Source organism: Streptomyces sp. NPDC058326 (assembly GCF_042879855.1).
GTDB lineage: Bacteria > Actinomycetota > Actinomycetes > Streptomycetales > Streptomycetaceae > Streptomyces.
This window is the reverse complement of sequence record NZ_JBHVZO010000006.1, coordinates 228,275-250,348: the sequence shown is the minus strand read 5'-3', so window position 1 is coordinate 250,348 and position 22,074 is coordinate 228,275. Positions and strand designations below refer to the sequence as shown.

Here is a 22,074-nt window from a genome sequence, read left to right as displayed (position 1 = left end):
ATGGCGACAAGTCGTCACCGCAGCCACGCGCCGCCCCGACCACCCGACTGGCGGTGCCGCTGCATCCGGCACCCCGCCGGCTCGTTCTCCACCGCATGAAGGAAGACATCACACCTGGCCCACGTCTCCGGCTGCGGCTCCTCGCCGCGGCCGTCGCCGCCCTCGTGCTCGGTCTCACGGGCGCGGAGAGCACGTACGCGACCCCCACCGACCCCGGATGCCCGGCGGCGGAGATCTTCGCGACCGACAACACAGCGATCATCACGGACCCGGACGACCCACGGCTCAGCACCCGGCTGACCCGCTTCGACCATGAGGTGCGTGCGATCATCCGCGCCCACGGCGCCCGCCCGCGCTCCTCGACGCTCCTCGACGGCGTCTTCTGGTCCGAGGAGCTGCGGCAGGCCACGTACGAGCGGTCACGCGCGTTCGACGTCGAGAGGGTGGGCCGTGACGGGCTCCGTCACCTCGCCGGCGTCATCGCCAAGGAGTACGACCAGGAGGCCGTGCTCACCTTCCGCTGTCTGCCCCGTACCTCACCGGAGACCGACGCGGTCGAGATCGAGGTGCCGGGCGTCGGGGCGAGCGGTCTGCGCGAGGCACTCGTCGCGGACCCCGAGGCCCGCGAGAAGCTCGGTGGAGGCTCGGTCACCCTCGACGGCCGTCTCGTCCTCGTCGCGCCGGTCGCCGATCTGCCGCTGGCGCGGAGGTTCACGGCCGCACTGGGGGCCGACTGGAACGAGGCCCAGGTGCGCTACGGCGACCGGGAGTTCGTGAGCTGACCCGGCGGAACGCGCACGCGTGAGGGCGGTCGGCGGTCCGGGTCCGGGGAAGGTGGATCCGGACCCGGACCGCCGACGGGCCGCTGGAGACGGCTATCCGGCGTAGGTCTCGAACTCGGCCACCCGGGGCGTACCGGTCGAGCTGACGATCTCGAAGGTGATCTTCTTCAGCGCGGTGCGGGGCACGGTGATGACGCCCGCCCCGCTGCCCGACGCCAGTACGGTCCCGGTGTCGCCGTTCAGGACCCTCCAGGACCCGATGGCGCCCGTCGCGCCCGCCGCCTCACGGATGGCGAGGGAGGAGACGGTGGTGGCGGTGCCCCACTTGATCGACACGGATCCGGTCGAGCCGGCCGGTGACCAGTAGGTGCTCAGGTTGCCGTCCCGCACGTTGCCGTAGCTCGTACCGTCGGCCTTGCTCGAACCGTCGGACCCTGCCCCGATGCTGAGGTTGGTCCCGCCCGGCTGGGTCGGCCCCGGCGTGGGCGTGGTGGGGCTCGGCGTGGTCGGCTGCGGGGAGGGCGTCGACGGCGTCGGGGTGGGGGAGGGCGACTGCGGAGAGCAGTTGCCGTCCGAGACCTGAAGTCCCTTTCCGGCGCCCGCCGTCCGGCTGACGACGTCCGGCACACAGCCGGCGGCGTCGGGGGTGAAGGCGTACGGGATGGCGACGGTCGTGTTGGACTGCGGGTTCGGCCCGGCCGGGTTGTTGTCGGTGCCGCGGGCCGACCAGGTCACGTTGTCGAAGACGTTCCCGCTGACCTGCCAGTATCCGGCCGCGTCCGTGTAGAAGGTGCCGAGGACGTCCTTGGAGTCCTCGAAGTAGTTGTTGTCCACCTTGGCGCGGGCGCCGGCCCGGGAGTTGATGCCGGACTCGTTGATCCGCAGATAGTGGTTGTTGTACATGTGGGCGACGCCGCCGCGGAGCAGAGGCGCGCGCGAGTCGATGTTCTCGTACAGGTTGTGGTGGTACGTGATGAAGCCGTTCGAGAGCTCCGTCTCGCTGGATCCGACGAGGCCGCCGCGGCCGGAGTTGCGCAGGATGCTGTACGACAGGGTCACGTACTGGGTGTTGTCCTTCATGTCGAAGAGGCCGTCGTAGCCCTCCGACTCCCCGCCCGACGCCTCCAGCGTGACGTGGTCGACCCAGACGTTGCGGACGCCGCTCTCCATGCCGATGGCGTCACCGCCGTTGGAGACGGGCGAGCCCGACTTCTTGACGTTCTTGACGGTCACGTTCTGGATGATGATGTTGCTGGACTCACGTATGTGGATGCCGAGTTGGTCGAAGACGGCGCCCGCTCCGACCCCGACGATGGTGACGTTGCTGATCTGCTTCAGCTCGATCACGCCGGCGGCGGTGTTGCAGCTGGTGCCTGACACCTTCGCGGTGTTGGCGTGGTTGACGGTCCCCTCGACCTGAATGGTGATCGGGGTGCTGCTGCTGGCCCGGCCGCAGAGGGCGGCGTGGATCTGGGTTCCGGTGGTGGCGCGCACCGTCTGCCCGCCCGCGCCGCCGGTGGTTCCGCCGTTCTGTGTCGCGTATCCGCCGGCGCCGTTGGTGGCCGCTGATGCCTCGGGCATCGCCAGCACCACACCGGTCGCGGCCGCCAGGGCCATCGCGGCCGTGGCCGCGTGGAGTCGCCGTACGACTGGTCGTCTCATGCTCGCCGTCCTTCTCGTCTGTGAACGCTGGGGGGTGGGGATGGGGTGGGGATGGGCCGTTCAGTCCAGAAGAAACCGTCCATGGGCAGCCTGCGGGGAGACGCCCATGGACGGATGGAAAGCGCTTTCTTTCCCGGAGAATAGGGTGGCCCCCGGGGCGTGGCAAGGCTTCGCGCAACGACGGATACGGAGCGCCGGGAAAGGCCCGGGGGCCGCCGACGGACGGTGCTCAAAGGCGACGGAGGTCCGGCGGGGCCTCGGCTCGCAGGGGCGACGCGGGGTGGGAGACCGTGGGGCGTACGGGCGTTGCTCCAGACATCAAGATCGATGAAGGGTCCGGAGCCGGCGCGTGAGCCCGCGATCGTCGCGGCACGACGAGGGCGGGGGCCTTGATCGTCCCCGGGCGTCGCGCCAACGGGTTCCGCGACCACTGCCGGTCCGCGAAGCGTGGCCGTCCTCGCCAGGCCACGTCCCCGTCAGTCCATGTCCCGCCGGGCCACGTCCCCGCCACCTCGGGCAGAGGTCGCCTGCCCGAGGTGGCTCAAGGGCCTTCTTCAGGCGGGCAGGTCGCCGTCGCCGCCCAGATTGGCGACCATGCGACGCAGGACGTTGATCGTGGTCACGAAGTCGGCCGTGTCCACGCCTTCGTGGACCTGCTGATGGACACGCCTGTTGCGCTGCCTGGCCCGCACGCGTCCCTCCTCTCCCGCTTCGGTCAGCGTCATGAGCCCTCCGTCCTCGACCAGCCAGCCACGGTCGACAAGGTCATCGAAGACACCGTGGAAGTCGGTCCCGAGGTCGTCCCACTTCGTCAGCCGCTCGATCAACGCTGCGCGGGTCCATCTGCCCGGATCCCCGGCAACGTGGTTGATCGTCCACCAATGCGGTTGTGTGAGGTCCTCCACCGCCAACTGCTCACGGAGGGCTCCGACCACGAGCCGGTACGCCATGCCCGTCCACGCCCCGATGGGCTGAGCGGCCAATTCCTCCTGCGAGTACTCCCCGAGCGTCACACTCACGTGTCTCTCCTCCTCGTGATCGACGGAACATGATCACGGTAGAACCTCAGGTTTGGTCGAGGTCAAGGCGGTCCGGCCGGCCGGTTTCAGCGTCACGCGGCAGGCGGAGCCCCGAGGGGCGCAGCCCCCGCTGATGCGAACGCGCGAGCCATGACCGCAGGTCGGTGGCGTCCTGAGTGGAAGTCGGGGAAGCTGGTGCGCATGGTTTCGGTGATGCAGAACGTGGCGATCGACTGTGCGGATGCCTATGAGCTGGCCCGGTTCTGGAGCGGTGTGACGGGCCGTCCGGTGCATCCGGACGCCAGGCCGGGTGACCGGGAGACCGAGGTACTGCTGGCGGAGGGTCCCGTGCTGTACTTCAACCAGGTGCCAGAGGCGAAGACGATCAAGAATCGGATCCATCTGTGCCTGCGTCCTGAGACCTCGCGCGATCCGGAGGTGGACCGTCTGCTGGGCCTGGGTGCGACCTTCGTCGCTGATCACCGGAATCCTGATGGTTCAGGCTGGGCGGTTCTCGCTGATCCCGAAGGTAACGAATTCTGCGTTCTGCGGAGTGAGTCCGACCGAGCCGCTGCGCATTCCTGACGCTGAAACGCGGTCCCGGCAGGGTTCGGATCCCAGCTGGTCTCAGCCGTATGCCGATGCCGGTGCTGATGCCGATGCCCGCCGCGACGACACCTGCCGCCTCGTAGCGGCCGGCGAGCCCGTCGTCACGCCCGGTGCCTCCTGAGGCGAGGGGACGGCATGGCGCTCGCAGGAGGAGGCCTGGCGTCCGGACCGGCGAGGGCAGGGGCCACGGCCGCGGTGTCAGTCCGCTCACGTATCCTTCCCGCCACCGCACACCGACCGGGAGGACCAAGAGAATTGACTGGCCTGTCTGCTTTTCCGCTGCCCTTTTATGCTTCCCGTTCCCTTTCGTTCGCGAAACCCCGAACGTTGCGGGAACTTGACATGATGCAGTGCAGCTCGGACATTCGGGCGAAGCCCGGCTGGTTCGACAAGATGAACGATGCCGACATCGTCGCCAGGTGGACGAAAGAAGCGGTCGCCCAGGGGCTCACCGAAGCGCAGGTCCGTTACGTGCTTGCCGAACTCGCGCATTATGCCGCGCTGCGGGACGGCCGAACCGGCGTCGAGGTGTCCGCCGTCGACGGGGTGTGGCACTCGGACACACTGGTCGACGACGAACTCAGAACCCGGCTGCGCGAGGCGGTCCAGGTTCTGGAAGACGTCCCCGAGGCAGAGAAGGACTGGCATCCCGGATCCGACGGCCAGGTACTCGATCTGGTTCATCCCTCACTTTTCTGCCTGGTGAGAGAGGCGAGCGGCGCGCCCGAACGGGCTTGGGAGAACCCGACGCAGAGCTACTCGAAGTACGAGTTCTCGGAGAAGTTCCAGTGGCTGCCCACGGACGTCGACGTCAGCGAGGACGGGGACGTCGCCTTCCGTTCGTACGTCAACAACGTCCACCCCGAGGACCATCGCGAACTCGCCTCGGTCCTGCCGGACGTGTTCGCGTCGATGCGCCCGCTGCTGGAGAACGTACTCACCGATCTGCGCCATCCCCGGCCCCTGCGGATCGACGTCGATCCTTACGGATGGTACGACTCGGAGCCGGAGGAGCCGGAGGAATCCTCCTACAGCGATGACGCGGCCTACAGAGAAGCTCTTCGCGCGTGGGGAGCGGCCCAGGACGACTGGTGGGAGAACCGCCGCCCGGTCATTCCGGACGCCCCGGCCTTCACCCCGCCCGAGCTGCCCGATGCCTCCGGCCGAGTCGACCTGCGCGGCCGCCGTCTCCAGGTCATCGTCAAGCTCGCCACCATTCATCTCACCCCGGACAAGCCCGAGTACGCCGGCGGTTCCTGGCACGTGGAGGGGATGTTGAACGAGCGGATCGTCTCGACCGGCATCTACTACTGGGACAGCGAGAACATCACGGAAAGCCGGCTCAGCTTCCGGGCGGCACTCGACGACCCGTACTACGAGCAGAACGACGACAACGGCATGCGTGACGTCTACGGCCTGGAGAACGAGGACGCGCTGAACCAGGTGCTGGGATCGACATCGACCCCGGCGGGCCGCTGCCTGGCGTTCCCGAACATCCTGCAGCACCGCGTCGGCTCATTCGGTCTCGTGGACCCCACCCGCCCGGGACATCGCAAAATTCTCGCGTTCTTCCTTGTCGACCCTTCGGAAAAGATCGTCTCGACATCCGATGTGCCACCTCAGCAACCATGGTCCGACACCTCGACCATGACGCTTGAACAGGCCAAGAACTACCGCGAAGAGCTCATGAAGGAACGCAAGTTCTTCGTCGACGAACACAACGAGCAGCTCTACGAACGGGAATTCTCCCTCTGCGAGCACTGAACTGCCCGCCGGATCCCCCGCCACGCTTTCAGCCGCGCGAGGGGCGTGCTCCGGGCGCCGCAGCCGGATGACCACGGCGGAACTCCGGATCTCGCCCTGAGCGGGAACGACCGCCGCACCGACCGCCGCTTCGTACGAGGCGGCGGTCTCGTCGTACCTGGCGGCGATGCCGCGGGAAGCGCGCACGACGACGCGTCGTCCGGCGGGCAGCCGCGAGGGGAAGCCCTCCGCCGCGAACGGCACGACGGCAGCGGGGAGTTCGGGAGCGGTACTTGATCGCTGAAACCTCTTGCCACACCCGCAGTGATCACGTAGCGTCTTCCGACGTGAACACCGGACCGGCGACTCGACGCCATACACAGACGGGCCATCCGGTGGACGACTGATCGCTCGGTGGGTGCGTCGAAAGCACCCCCACGGTTCGGCACGCGGCCCTCCCCGTGCGCACGTACTGCGCATCCGTTTCCGTGTCGAATCACACAGCGAGGTCATCCACATGGCAGTCACGTTCAACCACACCATCATCGCCGCCAAGGACCGCCACGAATCGGCGAAGTTCTTCCGGGAGTTGCTGGAACTTCCCGAAGCACCGTCCTGGGGCCCCTTCCTCAACGTCCAGCTCACCGACGGCGTTCTGATCCAGTTCGCCGAGCCCCCGGTCGAGATCCAGATGCAGCACTACGCGTTCCTCGTCGACGACGAGCTCTTCGACCGCGCGTACGGGCGACTCCGCGACCAGGGGATCGAGCACTGGGCCGACCCGCAGATGCAGCGCCCCGGCGAGACCAACACCGAGCACGGTGGCCGAGGGGTCTACTTCAAGGATCCCGCCGGGCACGCCTTCGAGCTGATCACGCGGCCCTACCTGTAGGTGCCGCCGGCCGGCCGGGCACCGAGAGCGGTGCCCGGGCCGGCCGCTGAGGCTCAGGCCAGGAACTCCCCGTCGCGGGCCACGACGACACCGCCGTGCACCACCATGTCACGGCGCGGCATGTCCACGACGACCTGCGGCAGGCATTCGCCCCGGACGAGGACGAAGTCCGCCGGGGCGCCCGGCTCGAAGTCGGCGTGGTCGAGACCCATCACGTCCGCGCCCCCGTGCGCCGCGACGTCGTAACAGTCCGTCAGCTCCTCGTCGAGGCGTACGTCCGTCACCCAGCCGAGCAGATGCGCGCGGTGCATCATGTCGGCGTCGCCGAACGGGCTCCACGAGTCCCGCACCCCGTCGGACCCGAGCCCGACCCGCACCCCGTGCTCGCGCAGACGGGCGATCGGCAGGACCAGGGAATCGGACGGCGCGACCGTCGTCAGGGCGATGTCCTGCTCGCCCAAGTCCGCCGCGACGGAGCCGAGTTCACTGTCCGTCAGCCCTGGAAGGCAGAACACATGGCTGACGGTGACCTTTCCGGCGAGCGAGAGGGCCCGCGTCCGTTCGACGATGCCGCGCATGGCCCGCATGCCCTTCTCGCCGCGGTCGTGCAGGTGGATGTCCACGCCGACGCCGTGGCGGTCCGCGATGCCGAAGACGATGTCGAGCTGTTCGTCGAGAGCCTGGTCGAAACCGATCGGGTCGATGCCGCCGATCATGTCGATGACGCCTTCGCGCGCCGCCTTCTCGAGCAGCGCCGCCGTGCCCGGGGTGCGGATGACGCCGTGCTGGGGGAAGGCGACGATCTGCACGTCGAGCGCGTGGCGCAGCCGCTCCCGGGCTTCCGCCACGCCCTCCACCCCGGCCAGACCGTACGCCGGGGCCACGTCGGCGTGAGCGCGCATCGCGCGGGTGCCCCGGGCGACGGCGTGGGACATCAGCCCGTACGCGCGCTCCCCGACGGGGCGTCGCTGGCTGCGGAACAGTTCCACGTCCTGGGCGACGTAGTCCGCGATGCCGCTCGCCGGCCGGCGCGACACCCAGGAGCCGCCCCAGGTCGTCTTGTCGGGGTGGATGTGGGCGTCCACGAGGGAGGGCAGGGCGATCCTGCCGCCACCGTCGACGACCTTCGCGCCGCGCGGCGCCGGGCCGTCCGAGACGCGGCCGTCGACGACCACGAGGTCCGTCGCCCTCGCCGAGCCGAACGGGCGAACGTCACGGAAGACCACGTCCCGCCCGCCGCGTCCGGGGGCGCTCTTCGCGCCGGCGGAGACGGAGGCGGACGCGGCGGCCGAAGCGGAGGCGGACCCGGTCACGGCCTGGGCGGGCGCGGCCGCGGCGGCCGCCACGGTCGTCGCGCCGGCGAGGGCTGCCGCTCCGGCGAGTACGCCGCGGCGGGTGAGCTTGGCGGAGGGCGGCGGGGTGGATTCGACGCACATGGGTGCTCCTGGGGGAGTGGGCCGAGAGGCTTCCCTGTTTTGTATACCAAGTGTGCGACGGTGGGCAAGGGTGGAGATCCCCGAGGGAGAAATGCCCGTTCAGGGTTGGTGAAGTGTCTTCAGGTGGCGAGGCATGGCTGATCTGGTATACGAAAAGTCTCAGGCGTCGCCGAAGAGGGACCGCAGAGCCACGGATCTGCTGTCCCGTACGTGCAGCAGCGTGCTCGCCGCCGCCGCCTCCGCGTCCCCCGCCTCGATGTGCCGGTACATCTCGGCGTGCTGGGCCCGCATGTGCGCCGGCTCCTCGCGCAGGCCGAAGACGAGCCGCAGCTGCCAGCTCAGCTGCTCCATGGTGCGGGCGAGCAGCGGGTTGCCGGTCATGGCCACGACGCGCTCGTGGAACGCCGTGTGCGCGGCCACCTCGCGCGGCCCCTCGTCCGCGGCGGCGGCCGACTCGGCCTGCTGGAGCGCGGCCCGAAGGGCGGTGACACCCTGGGTGTCGCCCGCCGCGCGAGCCCTCGCCGCCAGCCGGGAGGCCTGCACCGCCAGTGGTTCCCACACCTCGTAGAGGTGCTCCACGTCGGTGCGTTCGAGGCGGCGCACGCGGACGCCGCTGTGCGGGAGCAGTTCGAGGAGTCCCTCGGTGACCAGCGCGCGGAGCGCCTCGCGCACCGGAACGCGGGACATGCCGAGCTCCTCCGCGACCTCCCGCTCGACGAGACGGGCCCCCTGCGCGTACCGCCGGTCGACGATGCGCTGAAGGACGGCCTCACGCGCGCGCGTACCGAGCGGCACCGGTGTGGGCTCCGGAGCCGGTTCCCGCGTCGGTTCCTGAGCCGGCGCCGCGCTGGGCTTCCTCCCGCCGGCGGACCGCCCGCCGCCACCCCCGGTCGTCGAGCCGGTCCCGCGTCCGTCCGCCACCTGTGCCGCCCTCTTCCGTGCTCTTCCGCCCCGCGCTCGGGGTGCCCCGGGCCGAGGATACGTCGGCCGGGCGGCGGCCATCGGAGAGGCCGTGGAGGTCTGTTGGTCCCCGGAGTCCGGCCTCGGCTGTGGTACTGCCTTACCTGAACATTCCTCTTCGTCGCGTATGCCGAGAAAGCCCTGAAAGGTGTGACCTGTTGCAGGAGGACCAGAGGCCGGACGGCCCCGTAGCAGGCGCCGAGCGGCGCGGCAGGAAGGGCCTGTCGGTGACGGCGAACCTTCCCCGGCGCCCCGACCGCCACCATCGCGCCTCCACCGACCGGATCGTGTTCGGAGTCAGTGCCGTCCTCACGGTGGCCTTCGTCATCTGGGGTGCCACGGCCACGGACAGCCTGGAGAGCACGTCGAGCAGCCTCCTCGAAGGGCTGATCACCAACGGCGGCTGGGCGTTCATGCTGGCCGCCTCCGGCTTCGTCGTCTTCGCGCTCTGGCTGGCCATCAGCCGCTACGGCCGGATCACCCTCGGTCAGGAGGACGAGGGCCCGGAGTTCCGCACGGTGTCATGGATCGCCATGATGTTCAGCGCGGGCATGGGCATCGGCCTCATGTTCTACGGTGTGAGCGAACCGCTCGCCCACTACGGCACCCCGCCGCCCGGCACCCAACCCCTCGACTCGGCCGAGCGGATGCAGACCGCCATGGCCACGACGCTCTTCCACTGGACGCTCCACCCGTGGGCCATCTACGCCGTCGTGGGGCTCGCCATCGCGTACTCCACGTTCCGCCGACGGCGCCGCCAGACCATCAGCGCCGTGTTCGTCCCGCTGATGGGCGAGCGGCGGGCGTACGGCGGGCCCGGCCGCTTCATCGACATCCTGGCCATCTTCGCCACCCTCTTCGGCTCCGCCGCCTCGCTCGGCCTCGGCGCGCTCCAGATCGGCAGCGGCGTCGAGGAGCTGGGGTGGATGGAGAAGACCGGCACCGGACTGCTCGTCGGCATCATCGCGGTCCTGACCGTGGCCTTCGTCGTCTCCGCCGTGTCCGGTGTGGAGAAGGGCATCCAGTGGCTCTCCAACACCAACATGGTGCTCGCCGGGGTGCTCGCCCTCTTCGTGTTCGTGGCGGGCCCCACCATCATCGTGCTCGACCTGCTCCCCACCTCGCTCGCCGCCTACCTGGGCGACCTGCCTCAGCTGGCCGGCCGCACGGAGGCGACGAGCGGCGCGAACATCCACGACTGGCTCGGCAGCTGGACCGTCTTCTACTGGGCCTGGTGGATCTCCTGGACGCCCTTCGTCGGGATGTTCATCGCGCGGATCAGCCGGGGCCGGACCATCCGCCAGTTCGTCGGCGGGGTCATCCTCGTGCCCAGCACGGTCAGCCTCGTGTGGTTCGCGGTCTTCGGCGGTACGGCGATGAAGCTCGGCGAACAGGGCGAGCTGGCCGGGGAGACGACCCCGGAGGGGCAGCTCTTCGGCGTGCTCCAGGAGTTTCCGATCGCAGGCGCGATGAGTCTCCTCGTGATGATCCTCGTCGGCATCTTCTTCGTGTCGGGCGCGGACGCCGCCTCGATCGTCATGGGCACGCTGTCCCAGCGCGGCGCCTTCGAGCCCACGCGTCCGGTCGTCGTGTTCTGGGGCGTGGTGACCGGAGCGGTGGCCGCCATCATGCTGCTGATCGGCGACGGCCAGGGCGACGCCCTCGCCGGCCTGCAGAACCTCACGATCCTCGTGGCGGCGCCGTTCGCCCTGGTGATGATCGGCATGTGCCTGGCGCTGATGCGGGACCTCCGCAACGACCCGCTCATCGTCCGGGGCGAGGTGGGCCTGGAGGTCGTCGAACTCGCGGTGATCGCGGGCCACGAACAGTACGACGGCGACTTCGAACTGCGCATCGGCCCCGGCACCACGGGCACACCCTGAGAGACCCCGTCACGCCCTGCCCGCGGCCTTCTGGCTCCGGCGGGACAGGGAGTCGACGACCACGGCCGCCAGCAGGACCGACCCCGTGATCATGAACTGGACGGCGTTGCTGACGCCCATGATGTTCATCCCGGACTGGATGGAGCCGATCACCAGCGCGCCGAGCAGCGCGGACCAGACCGAGCCGCGCCCGCCGAAGAGACTGGTGCCGCCGATGACGGCGGCGGCGATGACGTTCATCAGGAGGTTGCCGCCGCCGGAGGTCTGGCTCGCGGACTGGATCTGACCGGCGAGGAAGATGCCGCCGATCGCCGCCATCGTCCCGGCGATCGAGAAGACGGACATCCGCACGAACGGCACGCTGATACCGGCCCGGCGCGCGCCCTCGATGTTGCCGCCCACCGCGAAGATCCGCCGGCCGTACGTGGTGCGCCGCAGCACGAAGTCCAGGAGCACCAGCAGGATCAGGAAGATCAGGAGCGCGAGCGGCAGCCCCTGGTACCGGTTGAGGATGTACGCGGCGACGAAGGCGAGCGCGGCGATGACGACCGTACGCAGCACGATCTCGGCGACCGGCCGGAACGGCACCCGGGCCGCGCGGCGGCGCCTGGCGTCGAGCAGCGAGGCCGCGAGGAACAGCCCGACGCCGACGGCCGCCGTCACATAGGCGGCGGCGGGGCTGTGGTAGATCGTCGAGTAGAGGCGGGAGACGACGCTCTCGCTCGGGATGTTGACCGTGCCGCTGGTGCCGAGGACCTGGAGCATGAGACCGTTCCACGCGAGATTGCCCGCGAGAGTGACCACGAAGGCCGGTACGCCGACTTTCGCGAAGAAGAACCCGTGGATGAGGCCGACCACCGCGCCGCCCGCGACGGCGACCAGGAGCGCCAGCCACTCGTTCATGCCGTTCAGGACGTTGAGTACGGCGAAGATCGCGGCACACAGGCCGCTGACCGAGCCGACCGAGAGGTCGATCTCGCCGAGCAGCAGCACGAAGACGATGCCGACGGCGATCATGCCGGTGCCGACGATCTGCTGGCTGAGGTCGGAGAGGTTCTGGGCGGAGAGGAAGGTGCTGTTCAGACTGCCGAAGACCGTCCAGATGATGATCACGGCGAGCACGACGGGCAGCGAACCCAGCTCACCGCTGCGCATCTTGCGCCGGAACTCGCCCACGTATCCCTTGATGCCCTCCTCCCGGACGAGGAGGCGCGTGTCGACGGCGGGCACGGCACCCCGTGCCGGTTCCTGGGCGCCGGTGTCGCCGGTGCCGGAGCTGTCGGCCGGGGGCCCGGCGCGGCCGCGGTCGCGGCTCATCGCTCCTCCTCCCGCTTGCGGGCCTGGCGGCGGGTGACGGCGCTGTCGCTGGCTCCGGTGATGGCGGAGATGATCTCCTCGGTGGTCGTGGAGCGCCTGTCGAAGAAGCCGTTGTTCCGGCCGAGGCGCATCACGGCGATCCGGTCGGCGACCGCCATCACGTCGACCATGTTGTGGCTGATCAGAATGGTGCCGAGACCCTGCCCGCGGAGCCGTTCGACCAGGTCGAGGACCTCCGCGGTCTGCTCCACGCCCAGCGCCGCGGTGGGCTCGTCGAGGATGACGACCTTCGGGGCACCGATGAGCGAGCGCGCGATCGCCACCGTCTGGCGCTGACCGCCGGACAGGGAGGCGACGGGGATGCGGACGCTCGGGATCCGGATGGACAGGGTGTCGAGCAGCTCGCGCGCCCGCTGGTCCATGCGGACCTCGTCGAGCACGCCGAAGCGGCGGAGTTCCCGGCCGAGGAAGAGGTTCGCGACCACGTCGAGGTTGTCGCAGAGGGCCAGGTCCTGGTAGACGGTGGCGATCCCGAGGTTCTGGGCGTCGTGCGGCCGGTGGATGGAGACCGGACGGCCCTCCCACGTGATGACGCCCTCGTCGGGCGGGTTCACCCCCGCGATCGCCTTGACGGCGGTGGACTTCCCGGCGCCGTTGTCGCCGACGAGCGCGACCACCTCACCGGCGTGCACGTCCAGGTCGAAGTCCTTCAGCGCCTGGACCGCGCCGAACCGTTTGGAGATCCCCCGCAGTGTGAGCACGGCTGACTCCGGCAAAGGAACCGCCTCCTCCGCTCGCCCGCTCGCGCGGGCCGCTCCGCCCCACCGGGTATGGCACGCCGCGCGGCTACTGGAGGCCGGCCTCCTTGCAGGCTGCCGCGTACGTCGGGGTGCAGATCTCCTGGACCGTGTACAGACCGTCCTTCACGACGGTGTCCTTGATGTTGTTCTTGTCGACCACGACCGGTGTCAGCAGATTGGCCGGCACCTTCTCGCCACTGCCGCTGGTGACGGTGGTGGGCGTCAGGTCGGCCGGGAGCGGCTTGCCCTCGGCGAGGTTGACGGCCATGGTGGCCGCGATGTCCGCCTCCGGCTTGTACGGCTTCTCGACCGTGATCGTCTGGGTGCCGAGCAGGATCCGCTGGATCGCGTCGAGCTGGGCGTCCTGGCCGGTCAGCGGCACGTTCATGCCCGCCGCCTTGAGAGCGGTGGCGATGCCGGCGGCCAGTCCGTCGTTGGCCGAGTAGACACCCACGATCCTGTCCTTGCCCAGGGAGCTGATCGCGCCGGACATCTGCTGGTTGGCGTTGTTCGGGTCCCAGTTCGGCGTGTCGTACTCCTTGCCGATCTTCACCTTGCCGTCCAGGACCGAGTGGGCCCCGGCCTTGAACTCCGCCGCGTTCGGGTCGGTCGGCGAACCGTTGTGCATCACGATCTCGCCGGTCTCCGCCTTGTCGCCGAGCGCGTCCAGGAGCGCCTCGCCCTGCAGCTCACCGACCTTGCGGTTGTCGTACGAGACGTACGCGTCGACCGGGCCCTGGGCGAGCCGGTCGTACGCGACGACCTTCACGCCCGCGTCCCGGGCCTTCTGCACGGACGACTGGATCGACTTGGCGTCCACGGCGTCCAGGATGAGGACCTTGTCGCCCTTGGCGAGTGCCGTGTTCACCTGCTGCTGCTGGGTGGTGGCGCTCTCGGCGGCGTTGTAGTAGTCGATCTGGGCGTCGGGCGCCAGCTCCTTGATCTTGGCCTCGATGTACGGCCGGTCGAACTTCTCGTACCGCGTGGTCTTGCTCTCCGGCAGCAGAAGGCCGATGCGCACCTCGCCCTGAGCCTCCGACGCCGGCTGGGAGGCCCCGCTGGTCGCCACCGCTCCCAGGCAGAGGGCCGTCGCTCCGGCCAGGGCTATCGCGCCACGCAATGTACGGGTCATGGGAGGCTCCTTCCGTACGCCCCCGTCCCGCCGCCGCGTGACCGCGGGGCCCAGGGGACGCATGTGGCCATATATCGACATTAGCGTCAACCTGGTGACCGGCAAGCGGGTGACACCCACCCCCCGGAGACCGGGGCCGGAGTCAGTACACGTCCCGGACGTACCGCTTGTCGGCGGCCAGCTGCTTGACGTACACCCCCGCCGACTCCTCGTCGAGGCCGCCGTGGGCGACGGCGATGTCGCGCAGCGCCCGGTCGACGTCCTTGGCCATCCGGGCGGCGTCGCCGCACACGTAGAAGTGCGCGCCGGACTGGAGCCACGACCACAGCTGAGGTCCGTGCTCCCGCAACCGGTCCTGGACGTAGACCTTGGCGCGCTGGTCGCGGGAGAAGGCGGTGTCGAGGCGGTCCAGGGTGCCGTCGGCGAGCAGGGCGGTGAGCTCCTCCTCGTAGTAGAAGTCGGTGGCGCGGTGCTGCTCGCCGAAGAAGAGCCAGTTCGGAGCCCGGTGGCCGAGCGCCCGGCGCTCGTCGAGGAAGCCGAGGAAGGGCGCCACGCCCGTGCCGGGACCGACCATCACCATCGGGGTGGTGGGGTCCGCCGGGGGCCGGAAGTGCGGGGCGCGCTGGACGAAGACCGGGACGGGGGCGCCCGGCTCGGCATCGGCGAGGAACGGTGAGCAGACGCCCTTGCGGGGTCGGCCGCGCAGGTTCTCATAGCGGACGACGGAGACGGTCAGCGACACCCGGTGGGGGTCGGTGAGCGGGCTGGACGAGATCGAGTACAGCCGGGGCCTCAGACGGCCGAGCACGTCGGCCCACTCCTGCGCGGCGGCGCGGACGGCGTGTTCGGCCAGGACGTCCACGGCCTGCCGGCCCCATGTCCACTGCGCGAGGCCGTCCTTGTTGTCGGGCCGCAGGAGCCGCTTCAGGTCCCGGTCGCCGGTCCGTTCCGTGACGAAGCCGAGAAGGGCGGGGGTGACGCGGGTGATGTCGAGATGGCGGTGCAGGGCCTCACCGAAGGGCACGGGGCCGGCGCCGGACAGCTCCACGGGAACGTCGGCGTCGAGCCCGGTGACGGCCAGCCATTCGGCCACGAGCTCGGGACAGTTCACCGGCTGCACGCCGAGGGCGTCCCCGCTCTCGTAGCCGAGCGGACTCCCGGTCCCGCTCGTGTCGAAGGTGAACCTGCGTACCTCCTTGCCCGCCCCCGGCAGGCTGAGGAGCCGGTTCCCGACGAGCCGGGCGGGAGTCGTGGCGGGCCCGGACCGCCGCGCGGGGGCGGAGACGGCCGGAGCCGGCGCGGTCGGCGGAGCCGGTGTCGCCTCCGAGAGACCGGCGAGGACCTGGTCCAGCCAGGCGTGGGCCGAGGGCTCGTAATCGGGTTCGCAGTCGGTGCGGGGCGCCAGCCGGACGCCCCCGAGCTCGTCCAGACGACGGTCGAGGCGCCGCCCGTGCCCGCAGAAGTCGCCGTACGAGGAGTCCCCGAGCGCCAGCACGGCGTAGCGGCGCCCGTCCAGGCGCGGGGTGTCGGGCGCGGCGAGCGCGTCCCAGAAGCCGGAGCCGTTGTCGGGCGCGTCCCCGTCCCCGAACGTGCTGGTGATCAGGAGGAGATCGGCGGCGGGCGGCAGCGCCCCGGGATCGGTCTCGTCCATGCCCGCGAGCGCGGCCCGGTGACCGGCCGAGAGCAGCCGCTCGGCGGTGGCGGCGGCGAAGTCCTCGGCGTTCCCTGTCTGTGAGGCCCACAGCACGAGGACCTCACGGCCCGCCCGCTCCGCGACTCCGGCGGCCCGCTGCGCCCCCGGGGCGCGCGAGTACAGACCGGCCAGGACCCCGTTCACCCAGCGGGCGTGGTCCTCGCGGAACGGCGCGCCGGGCGCGGCAGGACGGGCACACCCGGCGCGCCCGTCTCCAGGCCCGCGAGGAAGCCCACGAGGTACTGGCGCTCCTCGGCGGTCAGGACGGGCGGCGGAGCGGGTGCGAGGCCCAGGGCGGCGGCGGGCCCGGGCGGCAGGCCACCGCTCGGAATCACCACCTGAGGAACCACGGCGGAAGGGACCACGCCGGAAGCAACCACGCCGGAAGGGACCACGGAAGGAGCCGAAGCCGCCGGAACGAGGGCCGCGGGAGCCGCCGCCCTCGTCAGCGCCACCGCGCACACCTTCAGCTCGGGCTGGAAGGAGAGGGGGTCGACGGCGTCCTGGGTGACGGCGTTGACACACAGGTCCTCGCCGAACAGGTCGTTCCAGTGGAAGGGGGCGAAGCAGCTGCCCGGCGCGACCCGGTCGGTGACGACCGCGGGGAGCACGGCCCTGCCGCGCCGCGAGGCGATCTCCACCGGGTCGCCCTCCGCGATCCCGAGCGGGCGGGCGTCCTCGGGATGCAGTTCGACGAACGGCGCCGGGTTGAGCCTGTTGAGCTTGGCGACCTTCCCCGTCTTGGTCAGGGTGTGCCACTGGTGCTGGAGACGGCCGGTGTTGAGGACGAACGGATACGCGTCGTCGGGCATCTCGGCGGGCTCCACGTGCGGCCGGGCGTGGAAGACGGCCCGGCCGCTCGGCGTCGGGAAGACGGGGCCGGTCCCGTCACCGGCCACGTACCGGACGGGATTCCGCGCGGGCCCCCCGGGCGCGGCGGGCCACTGGACGGGGGTGGCGCGCAGCCGCTCGTACGACACCCCGCTCAGGTCGTACCCGGTCCTCGGGTTCCCGGCGCGGCGGATCTCCTCGAAGACTTCCTCGGCGCTGTCGTACGAGAACGCCTTCTCGTACCCCATCGCGCGGGCGACGCGGGCGATGATCCGCCAGTCGGCGACGGCCTGGCCCGGCGGGTCGACGGCCGGCCGGGTGAGGGTGAGGCCGCGCTCGCTGTTGATCAGGACGCCCTCGGTCTCGGTCCAGAGGGCGGCGGGCAGGACGATGTCCGCGTACGCGTTGGTCTCGGTCTCGGCGAACGCGTCCTGGGTGATGACGAGTTCGGCGGCCCGCAGGCCCTCGACGACGGTGGAGCGGTTGCCGACGGAGGCGACCGGGTTCGTGCAGATGATCCAGCAGGCCTTGATCTCGCCGTCCGCCATGCGCCGGAAGAGGTCGACGGTGCCCTGTCCCGAGCCGTCCTCGCGGATCGTGCCGGGCGGCAGGTCCCACAGCTCCTCGGTGAAGGCCCGGTCCTCCGCGACCAGGACCGAGCGCTGTCCGGGCAGGCCGGGGCCCATGTAGCCCATCTCACGGCCGCCCATGGCGTTCGGCTGGCCGGTCAGGGAGAAGGGGCCCGAGCCGGGGCGGCAGATCGCGCCCGTCGCCAGGTGCAGATTGATCAGGGCGTTGGTGTTCCAGGTGCCGTGCGTGGACTGGTTGAGCCCCATGGTCCAGCAGCTGGTCCATTCGGCCGCTGTGCCGATCCACTCGGCGGCGGTACGGATGTCGTCCTCGGGTATGCCCGTGATACGGGCGACCACGGCCGGCGGGTAGTCGGCGAGGAAAGGCGGCATCGCCTCCCAGCCCTCGGTGTGCGCGGCGACGAAGTCCGGGTCGGTATGCCCGTTCTCGTGCAGCAGGTGCAGCAGCCCGTTGAGGAGTGCGAGGTCCGTGCCCGGCCGGATCCGCAGGAAGAGGTCGGCCTTCTCGGCCGTTGCGGTGCGCCGGGGGTCGACGACGATCAGCTTCGCCCCGGCCTTGACCCGCTCCATCATGCGGAGGAACAGGATGGGGTGGCAGTCGGCCATGTTGGAGCCGATGACGAGGAAGACATCGGCCTTGTCGAGGTCGTCGTAGGAGCCGGGCGGACCGTCGGCGCCGAGGGAGAGCTTGTAGCCGGTGCCGGCGCTCGCCATGCAGAGCCGTGAGTTGGACTCGATCCGGTTGGTGCCGATGAAGCCCTTGGCCAGCTTGTTGGCGAGGTACTGGGCCTCCAGGCTCATCTGGCCGGAGACGTAGAGGGCGATCGCGTCGGGGCCGTGCTCGTCGATGATCGCCCGCAGCCGGCGGGCGGTCTCGGTCACGGCCCGGTCGGTGTCCTCGGGCACGGGGCCGGCGCCGCGCTCCCGCCGTACGAGCGCGGTGGTCAGCCGGCCGGGGGCGGCGAGCAGGTCGGCGGTGGTGGCGCCCTTGGTGCAGAGCCGCCCCCGGTTGGCCGGGTGGTCCTTGTCGCCCGTCGCCCTGAGGACCGTACGGCGCCCGTCGGGCCCCGCGCCGATGTCGAGGAGCAGTCCGCATCCGACACCGCAGTACGAGCAGACGGTCCGCACCTGTTCGGCCGTACCGCCCCGGGGGTCCGCCGAGTCCTGTGGGGTCACCGGGCGCCTCTCTGTGGAACCGTTCGAGCCCCGACCCTACGGAACACCCGTTACACCCGTGTCAACCGGGCCGATCATGGTCCGTAACACCGGTCACACAGCGGCCCCGGGCGCTGTGTGAGCCCGTTGAGGGGACGACCGAGTCGCGAAGGCGTATATATCGGGACAAGATGACCTTTTGTGACCCTCGGAGAGGTCGCACGGTCTCTCCGCCGAAGGGCGACGCGGACGTCGGGCGCGCTGCCGCCGCGACAGGAGGCGGGAATGTCTGAGCTCATCGTCATCGGATACGACGATCCGGAGGCGGCCCAGCGGGGCTTCGCCACCGTGCAGGACCTGCAACGGGACTACGTGGTGCATCTGAACGGTCTCGCGGTGGTCTCCGTGGACGCCGACGGCACGACCCATGTCGACACCACCAGCCGCATCGTCGGCGTCTCGGCGGCCTCCGGGGCCCTGTGGGGAACGATCTTCGGCATCCTCTTCCTGCTGCCCGGCGTCGGACTCCTGACCGGCGCGGCCCTCGGCGGCCTCGTCGGCAGGATCAGCAGGTCCGGAATCGACGACCGGTTCCGCCAGCAGGTGGAGGACCTCCTCAAGCCCGGCTCGGCCGCCGTCGTGATCATGGCTTCGAAGATCACCGACGACAAGTTCACGGTGGCCATGCAGCCGCACGGCGGCACCGTCCTCAAGACCTCGCTCAGCGACGAGGACGAGAAGGAGCTGGCCGACCAGCTCGCCGGCCCCGAGTAGCCCGCGGCACCGCCTCGGCCGCACCCGCCGTATCCGCAGCATCGCCCGCCCGCGCCCGTGGCACCCACCCGCCCCGCCCGCGGCACCGCCGGAACCCGCAAGGAAGGCAGCATCCCCATGGACCCCGCGCTCAGCAGCGACGCGCTCGCGAAGCTGCGCCAGCCCCGCCCGTACCCCGCCGTGTCGCTCGTGATGCCGACACACCGCCGCGAACCGGAGAACGCCCAGGACCCCGTACGCCTCCGCAACCTCGTGGCCGCGGCGGAGAAGGCGATCCACGACGACCCCGCGGTCACCCGGGAACGGCGCGACGACGTCCTGGACCAGCTGCGCCGGGCGGTCGCCGAGATCGACCTCGCGCACGCCGAGGACGGCCTGGTGATCTTCGTCGCCCCGGGGGAGCACCACGTGTGGACGGTGGCCCGCACGGTCCCGGAGCGCGTCGTCCTCGCCGACACCTTCCTCACCCGGAACCTCGTCGCGGCCCGGGCCGCCGAGCAGCCGTGCTGGACGCTCGCGCTGGCCGCCGACCGGGTCTCCCTGTGGAGCGGCGACGCCGAGCGGTTCACCGAACACACCGCGGACGGCTTCCCGCTCGTCCGCGATCTCGACGACCCCGACGCGGAACGCGAGCAACGCGTGGGCGACCTCCCCAGCACCTTCCAGGACGAGGCCACCCGCCAGTTCCTCCGCGACGCCCACCAGACGCTGCGCGTGCTCCTCGCCTCCCGGCCGCGCCCGCTGTACGTGATCGGCGAACCCGCCGCCCTCGCGCTCCTGGAGGAGACCGGGCCGCTCCTGCCGGGCACAACGCCCGTGCGGCGCGGCGGGCTCGCGCGCGGACCCGCCGAGGCGGTACGGGAGGCCGTCGAGCCGGCCCGCGCCGCACGCGAGGCCGCCGCGTCCACCACGGTCGTGGCCGAGCTCGACACGGCCAGGGGCCGGAGGGAGTTCGCCGGCGGCATCGACGAGGTGTGGCAGGCGGTGAAGGAGGGCCGGGTCCGGCTGCTCGCCGTCGAGGACCACTACCGGACCGTCGTACGGGACGACGGCGGGCATCTGGAACCCGCGGAGCCCGACGAGGCCGAGGCACGGGACGACATGGTCGACGAGATCGTCGAACGGGCGCTCGACACCGGAGCCGAGGTCCAGTTCGTCCGCGACGACACCCTGATCGACATGGACCGCATCGCCGGTGTGCTCCGCTACTGAGCACCGCGGCCGCACCCGGAGACGAGAAGAGGACCATCCTGTGAACCCCGCATCGGCGCCCGTGAGACGGCCGGTTCGCGCACGAGCGGTGAGCGCGGCAGCCGCCGTCGTCGTCACCGCCCTCGGCGCGGCGGGTCTGGTGTCCTGCGACACCGGGAACGACGAGACCGTCGGCCCCGCCTTCAGCGCGCGCCCCACGGCGCCCGACACGGCCGGCTTCTCGGGCGAACCGCCCTCGGACATCGCCTCGTCGGCGGCGGAGGCCGTCGAATCCGCTCGCGCCTCGGCCTCGTCGGCGGCGGCCTCGGCGTCCGCCCGCGAGGCGTCGCGCAAGGCCTCCATCGGGTCGGAGATCGAGCGTTCGCGTCAGGAGGCCGAGAACGCCCTGAAGGGTGTGGAGGGCCGCGGCAACGCGCTGGGCGAGGTCGCGATGACCGGCAAGCCCCGGGCGGACACCGAAGGCGTCCTGACCGTCCTCCTGACGATCACCAACAAGACGGACCGGGAGGCCTCCTACGCCGCGCAGGTCGACTTCCTCGATCCCTCGGGCAAGGTCGTCGAGACGCAGTTCGTCGGCGCCGAGGACCTCGAACCCGGTGAACGCGCACAGCCTCTGGTCATCAGCGGGCAGCCCCCCGAGCCGGTGCTCACCCCCACGCTCGTCAAGGCGCAGCGGTACTGAAGAGCGGTGCCGGCAGAGCGGTATCGACACATGAGGAGAGCCGTATGTCCGAACTCATCGTCCTCGGCTACGACGATCGCGCCGTCGCGAACCGGGCCTTCGCCGAGGTCCAGGAGCTCGAGCGCGACCAGGTGCTCGATCTCACCGGGCTCGCCGTCGTGTCCGTGGACGCGAACGGTGAGACGCATGTGGACACCCCGGCCAGGAGAGAAGGGAAGGCCGCCCTCTCGGCCACCGCGGGCGCCCTCTGGGGAATGGTCTTCGGCATGGTCGTCCTCACGCCGGCGATGGGCGTCGTGGGGGCCGCCGTCGGAGGGCTGATCGGCAAGCTGAACCAGATGGGCGTCGACAACACGTTCCGCGACAAGGTCCGTTCGCTGCTCGAACCGGGCTCGACGGCCGTCGTGGTCATGGCCTCGAAGGTCACCGAGGACAGGTTCGCCGCGGCCATGGAGCGGTTCGGCGGAACCGTGCTCAAGACCTCCCTCCCGGAGCAGGCCGAGCGGGAGCTCGCGGAGCAGCTGGCGGGCCCGGAGCCGACGGGCTGACTCCTCGGGAAGCAGAGCCGGGACGAACCGGCCACCCCTGCGACGCGGGGTGGCCGGTTCTGTGGGTTCGCGAGCCGTCAGCACGTGACCGCGTCACGGACGAGCGGGCAGGTCGCGCGGTGGCCGCCGCCGCGCCCCCGGCCGGACGAGGGCCTTGCGGAGCCCTCCGGCCCCGGAGTACACGCCGAGCGCCGGCGCCCCGCCCGCACTCGTATCGATGTTCGACCGGACCTGCCTCCCGGTCCTCCGAAAGCCCGATAAGAGCAATGTGGCGCAATGGCGACCATTGCGTCTCGCTTGGGTCGCCTGAACCGGTGTCCCGGGGGAGGAGGGCTGGGGGTTCCGTCGCCCGCG

The 22,074-nt window shown here is 70.7% G+C and carries 16 protein-coding genes and 1 pseudogene; 9 read left to right on the top strand and 8 right to left on the bottom strand.

Annotated elements, in window-relative coordinates; translation table 11 throughout:
* Positions 1-95: 95 nt before the first annotated feature.
* Positions 96-782 (top strand): hypothetical protein, encoded by a 687-nt coding sequence (locus tag ACFVYX_RS14965; protein WP_389681759.1) that lies wholly within the window; start codon positions 96-98, stop codon positions 780-782.
* 93 nt (positions 783-875) lie between these two features.
* Here ACFVYX_RS14965 and ACFVYX_RS14960 read toward each other — a convergent pair whose 3' ends face one another.
* Positions 876-2,444: a polysaccharide lyase family 1 protein gene (locus ACFVYX_RS14960; protein ID WP_389681758.1), complete on the bottom strand. Its 1,569-nt coding sequence runs from the start codon at positions 2,442-2,444 to the stop codon at positions 876-878.
* Positions 2,445-2,998: 554 nt separating this feature from the next.
* Positions 2,999-3,463 (bottom strand): MarR family transcriptional regulator, encoded by a 465-nt coding sequence (locus ACFVYX_RS14955; protein ID WP_389681757.1) that lies wholly within the window; start codon positions 3,461-3,463, stop codon positions 2,999-3,001.
* A 201-nt stretch (positions 3,464-3,664) separates the two neighbouring features.
* On the opposite strand from ACFVYX_RS14955, the gene ACFVYX_RS14950 reads away from it, so the two are divergent.
* The 3 genes from ACFVYX_RS14950 (at position 3,665) to ACFVYX_RS14940 (ending at position 6,707) form a co-directional block, all read left to right on the top strand.
* Positions 3,665-4,048, top strand: coding sequence for a VOC family protein (locus ACFVYX_RS14950; RefSeq protein ID WP_389681756.1), 384 nt, complete (start codon positions 3,665-3,667; stop codon positions 4,046-4,048).
* Positions 4,049-4,327: 279 nt separating this feature from the next.
* Complete coding sequence (locus tag ACFVYX_RS14945) at positions 4,328-5,836, top strand: DUF4246 domain-containing protein (protein WP_389681755.1); 1,509 nt, start codon at positions 4,328-4,330, stop codon at positions 5,834-5,836.
* A 496-nt stretch (positions 5,837-6,332) separates the two neighbouring features.
* Positions 6,333-6,707, top strand: a complete 375-nt coding sequence (locus tag ACFVYX_RS14940; RefSeq protein ID WP_389681754.1) for a VOC family protein — start codon at positions 6,333-6,335, stop codon at positions 6,705-6,707.
* Positions 6,708-6,760: 53 nt separating this feature from the next.
* Here the strand turns inward: ACFVYX_RS14940 and ACFVYX_RS14935 are convergent, their stop codons facing one another.
* Complete coding sequence (locus tag ACFVYX_RS14935; RefSeq protein WP_389681753.1) at positions 6,761-8,143, bottom strand: amidohydrolase family protein; 1,383 nt, start codon at positions 8,141-8,143, stop codon at positions 6,761-6,763.
* Positions 8,144-8,302: 159 nt separating this feature from the next.
* Entirely contained in the window at positions 8,303-8,938 is a 636-nt protein-coding gene (locus ACFVYX_RS14930) for a GntR family transcriptional regulator (RefSeq protein ID WP_389681752.1), read from the bottom strand.
* A gap of 320 nt (positions 8,939-9,258) precedes the next feature.
* Here ACFVYX_RS14930 and ACFVYX_RS14925 point away from each other — a divergent pair, with 320 nt between their 5' ends.
* On the top strand, positions 9,259-10,986 hold the full coding sequence (locus ACFVYX_RS14925; RefSeq protein ID WP_389681835.1) for a BCCT family transporter: 1,728 nt from the start codon (positions 9,259-9,261) through the stop codon (positions 10,984-10,986).
* 9 nt (positions 10,987-10,995) lie between these two features.
* Here ACFVYX_RS14925 and ACFVYX_RS14920 read toward each other — a convergent pair whose 3' ends face one another.
* The 4 genes and pseudogenes from ACFVYX_RS14920 to ACFVYX_RS14905 form a co-directional block, all read right to left on the bottom strand.
* Complete coding sequence (locus ACFVYX_RS14920; RefSeq protein WP_389681751.1) at positions 10,996-12,303, bottom strand: sugar ABC transporter permease; 1,308 nt, start codon at positions 12,301-12,303, stop codon at positions 10,996-10,998.
* Positions 12,300-13,079, bottom strand: a complete 780-nt coding sequence (locus ACFVYX_RS14915) for an ATP-binding cassette domain-containing protein (RefSeq protein WP_389681750.1) — start codon at positions 13,077-13,079, stop codon at positions 12,300-12,302. The genes ACFVYX_RS14920 and ACFVYX_RS14915 overlap by 4 nt, the downstream gene beginning before the upstream one ends.
* A gap of 70 nt (positions 13,080-13,149) precedes the next feature.
* Positions 13,150-14,235, bottom strand: a complete 1,086-nt coding sequence (locus ACFVYX_RS14910; protein WP_389681749.1) for a sugar ABC transporter substrate-binding protein — start codon at positions 14,233-14,235, stop codon at positions 13,150-13,152.
* Positions 14,236-14,377: 142 nt separating this feature from the next.
* Positions 14,378-18,477, bottom strand: a pseudogene (locus ACFVYX_RS14905) (molybdopterin-dependent oxidoreductase).
* Positions 18,478-18,789: 312 nt separating this feature from the next.
* On the opposite strand from ACFVYX_RS14905, the gene ACFVYX_RS14900 reads away from it, so the two are divergent.
* From ACFVYX_RS14900 to ACFVYX_RS14885, 4 genes are all read left to right on the top strand, one after another.
* Positions 18,790-19,278 carry a DUF1269 domain-containing protein gene (locus tag ACFVYX_RS14900; protein WP_389681748.1) on the top strand — a complete coding sequence of 163 codons (489 nt, stop codon included), beginning with the start codon at positions 18,790-18,792 and terminating at the stop codon, positions 19,276-19,278.
* 117 nt (positions 19,279-19,395) lie between these two features.
* On the top strand, positions 19,396-20,490 hold the full coding sequence (locus tag ACFVYX_RS14895) for a chemotaxis protein (protein ID WP_389681834.1): 1,095 nt from the start codon (positions 19,396-19,398) through the stop codon (positions 20,488-20,490).
* A gap of 88 nt (positions 20,491-20,578) precedes the next feature.
* Positions 20,579-21,172: a hypothetical protein gene (locus ACFVYX_RS14890; protein ID WP_389681747.1), complete on the top strand. Its 594-nt coding sequence runs from the start codon at positions 20,579-20,581 to the stop codon at positions 21,170-21,172.
* Positions 21,173-21,216: 44 nt separating this feature from the next.
* On the top strand, positions 21,217-21,720 hold the full coding sequence (locus ACFVYX_RS14885) for a DUF1269 domain-containing protein (protein ID WP_389681746.1): 504 nt from the start codon (positions 21,217-21,219) through the stop codon (positions 21,718-21,720).
* Positions 21,721-22,074 lie beyond the last annotated feature (354 nt).

What these genes read in the sequence shown, in the direction of transcription:
- ACFVYX_RS14935 (WP_389681753.1), bottom strand. Translation starts at nt 8,143, where the DNA reads ATGTGCGTCGAATCCACCCCGCCGCCCTCCGCCAAGCTCACCCGCCGC.
- ACFVYX_RS14950 (WP_389681756.1), top strand. Translation starts at nt 3,665, where the DNA reads ATGGTTTCGGTGATGCAGAACGTGGCGATCGACTGTGCGGATGCCTAT.
- ACFVYX_RS14920 (WP_389681751.1), bottom strand. Translation starts at nt 12,303, where the DNA reads ATGAGCCGCGACCGCGGCCGCGCCGGGCCCCCGGCCGACAGCTCCGGC.
- ACFVYX_RS14965 (WP_389681759.1), top strand. Translation starts at nt 96, where the DNA reads ATGAAGGAAGACATCACACCTGGCCCACGTCTCCGGCTGCGGCTCCTC.
- ACFVYX_RS14910 (WP_389681749.1), bottom strand. Translation starts at nt 14,235, where the DNA reads ATGACCCGTACATTGCGTGGCGCGATAGCCCTGGCCGGAGCGACGGCC.
- ACFVYX_RS14960 (WP_389681758.1), bottom strand. Translation starts at nt 2,444, where the DNA reads ATGAGACGACCAGTCGTACGGCGACTCCACGCGGCCACGGCCGCGATG.
- ACFVYX_RS14885 (WP_389681746.1), top strand. Translation starts at nt 21,217, where the DNA reads ATGTCCGAACTCATCGTCCTCGGCTACGACGATCGCGCCGTCGCGAAC.
- ACFVYX_RS14940 (WP_389681754.1), top strand. Translation starts at nt 6,333, where the DNA reads ATGGCAGTCACGTTCAACCACACCATCATCGCCGCCAAGGACCGCCAC.
- ACFVYX_RS14895 (WP_389681834.1), top strand. Translation starts at nt 19,396, where the DNA reads ATGGACCCCGCGCTCAGCAGCGACGCGCTCGCGAAGCTGCGCCAGCCC.
- ACFVYX_RS14900 (WP_389681748.1), top strand. Translation starts at nt 18,790, where the DNA reads ATGTCTGAGCTCATCGTCATCGGATACGACGATCCGGAGGCGGCCCAG.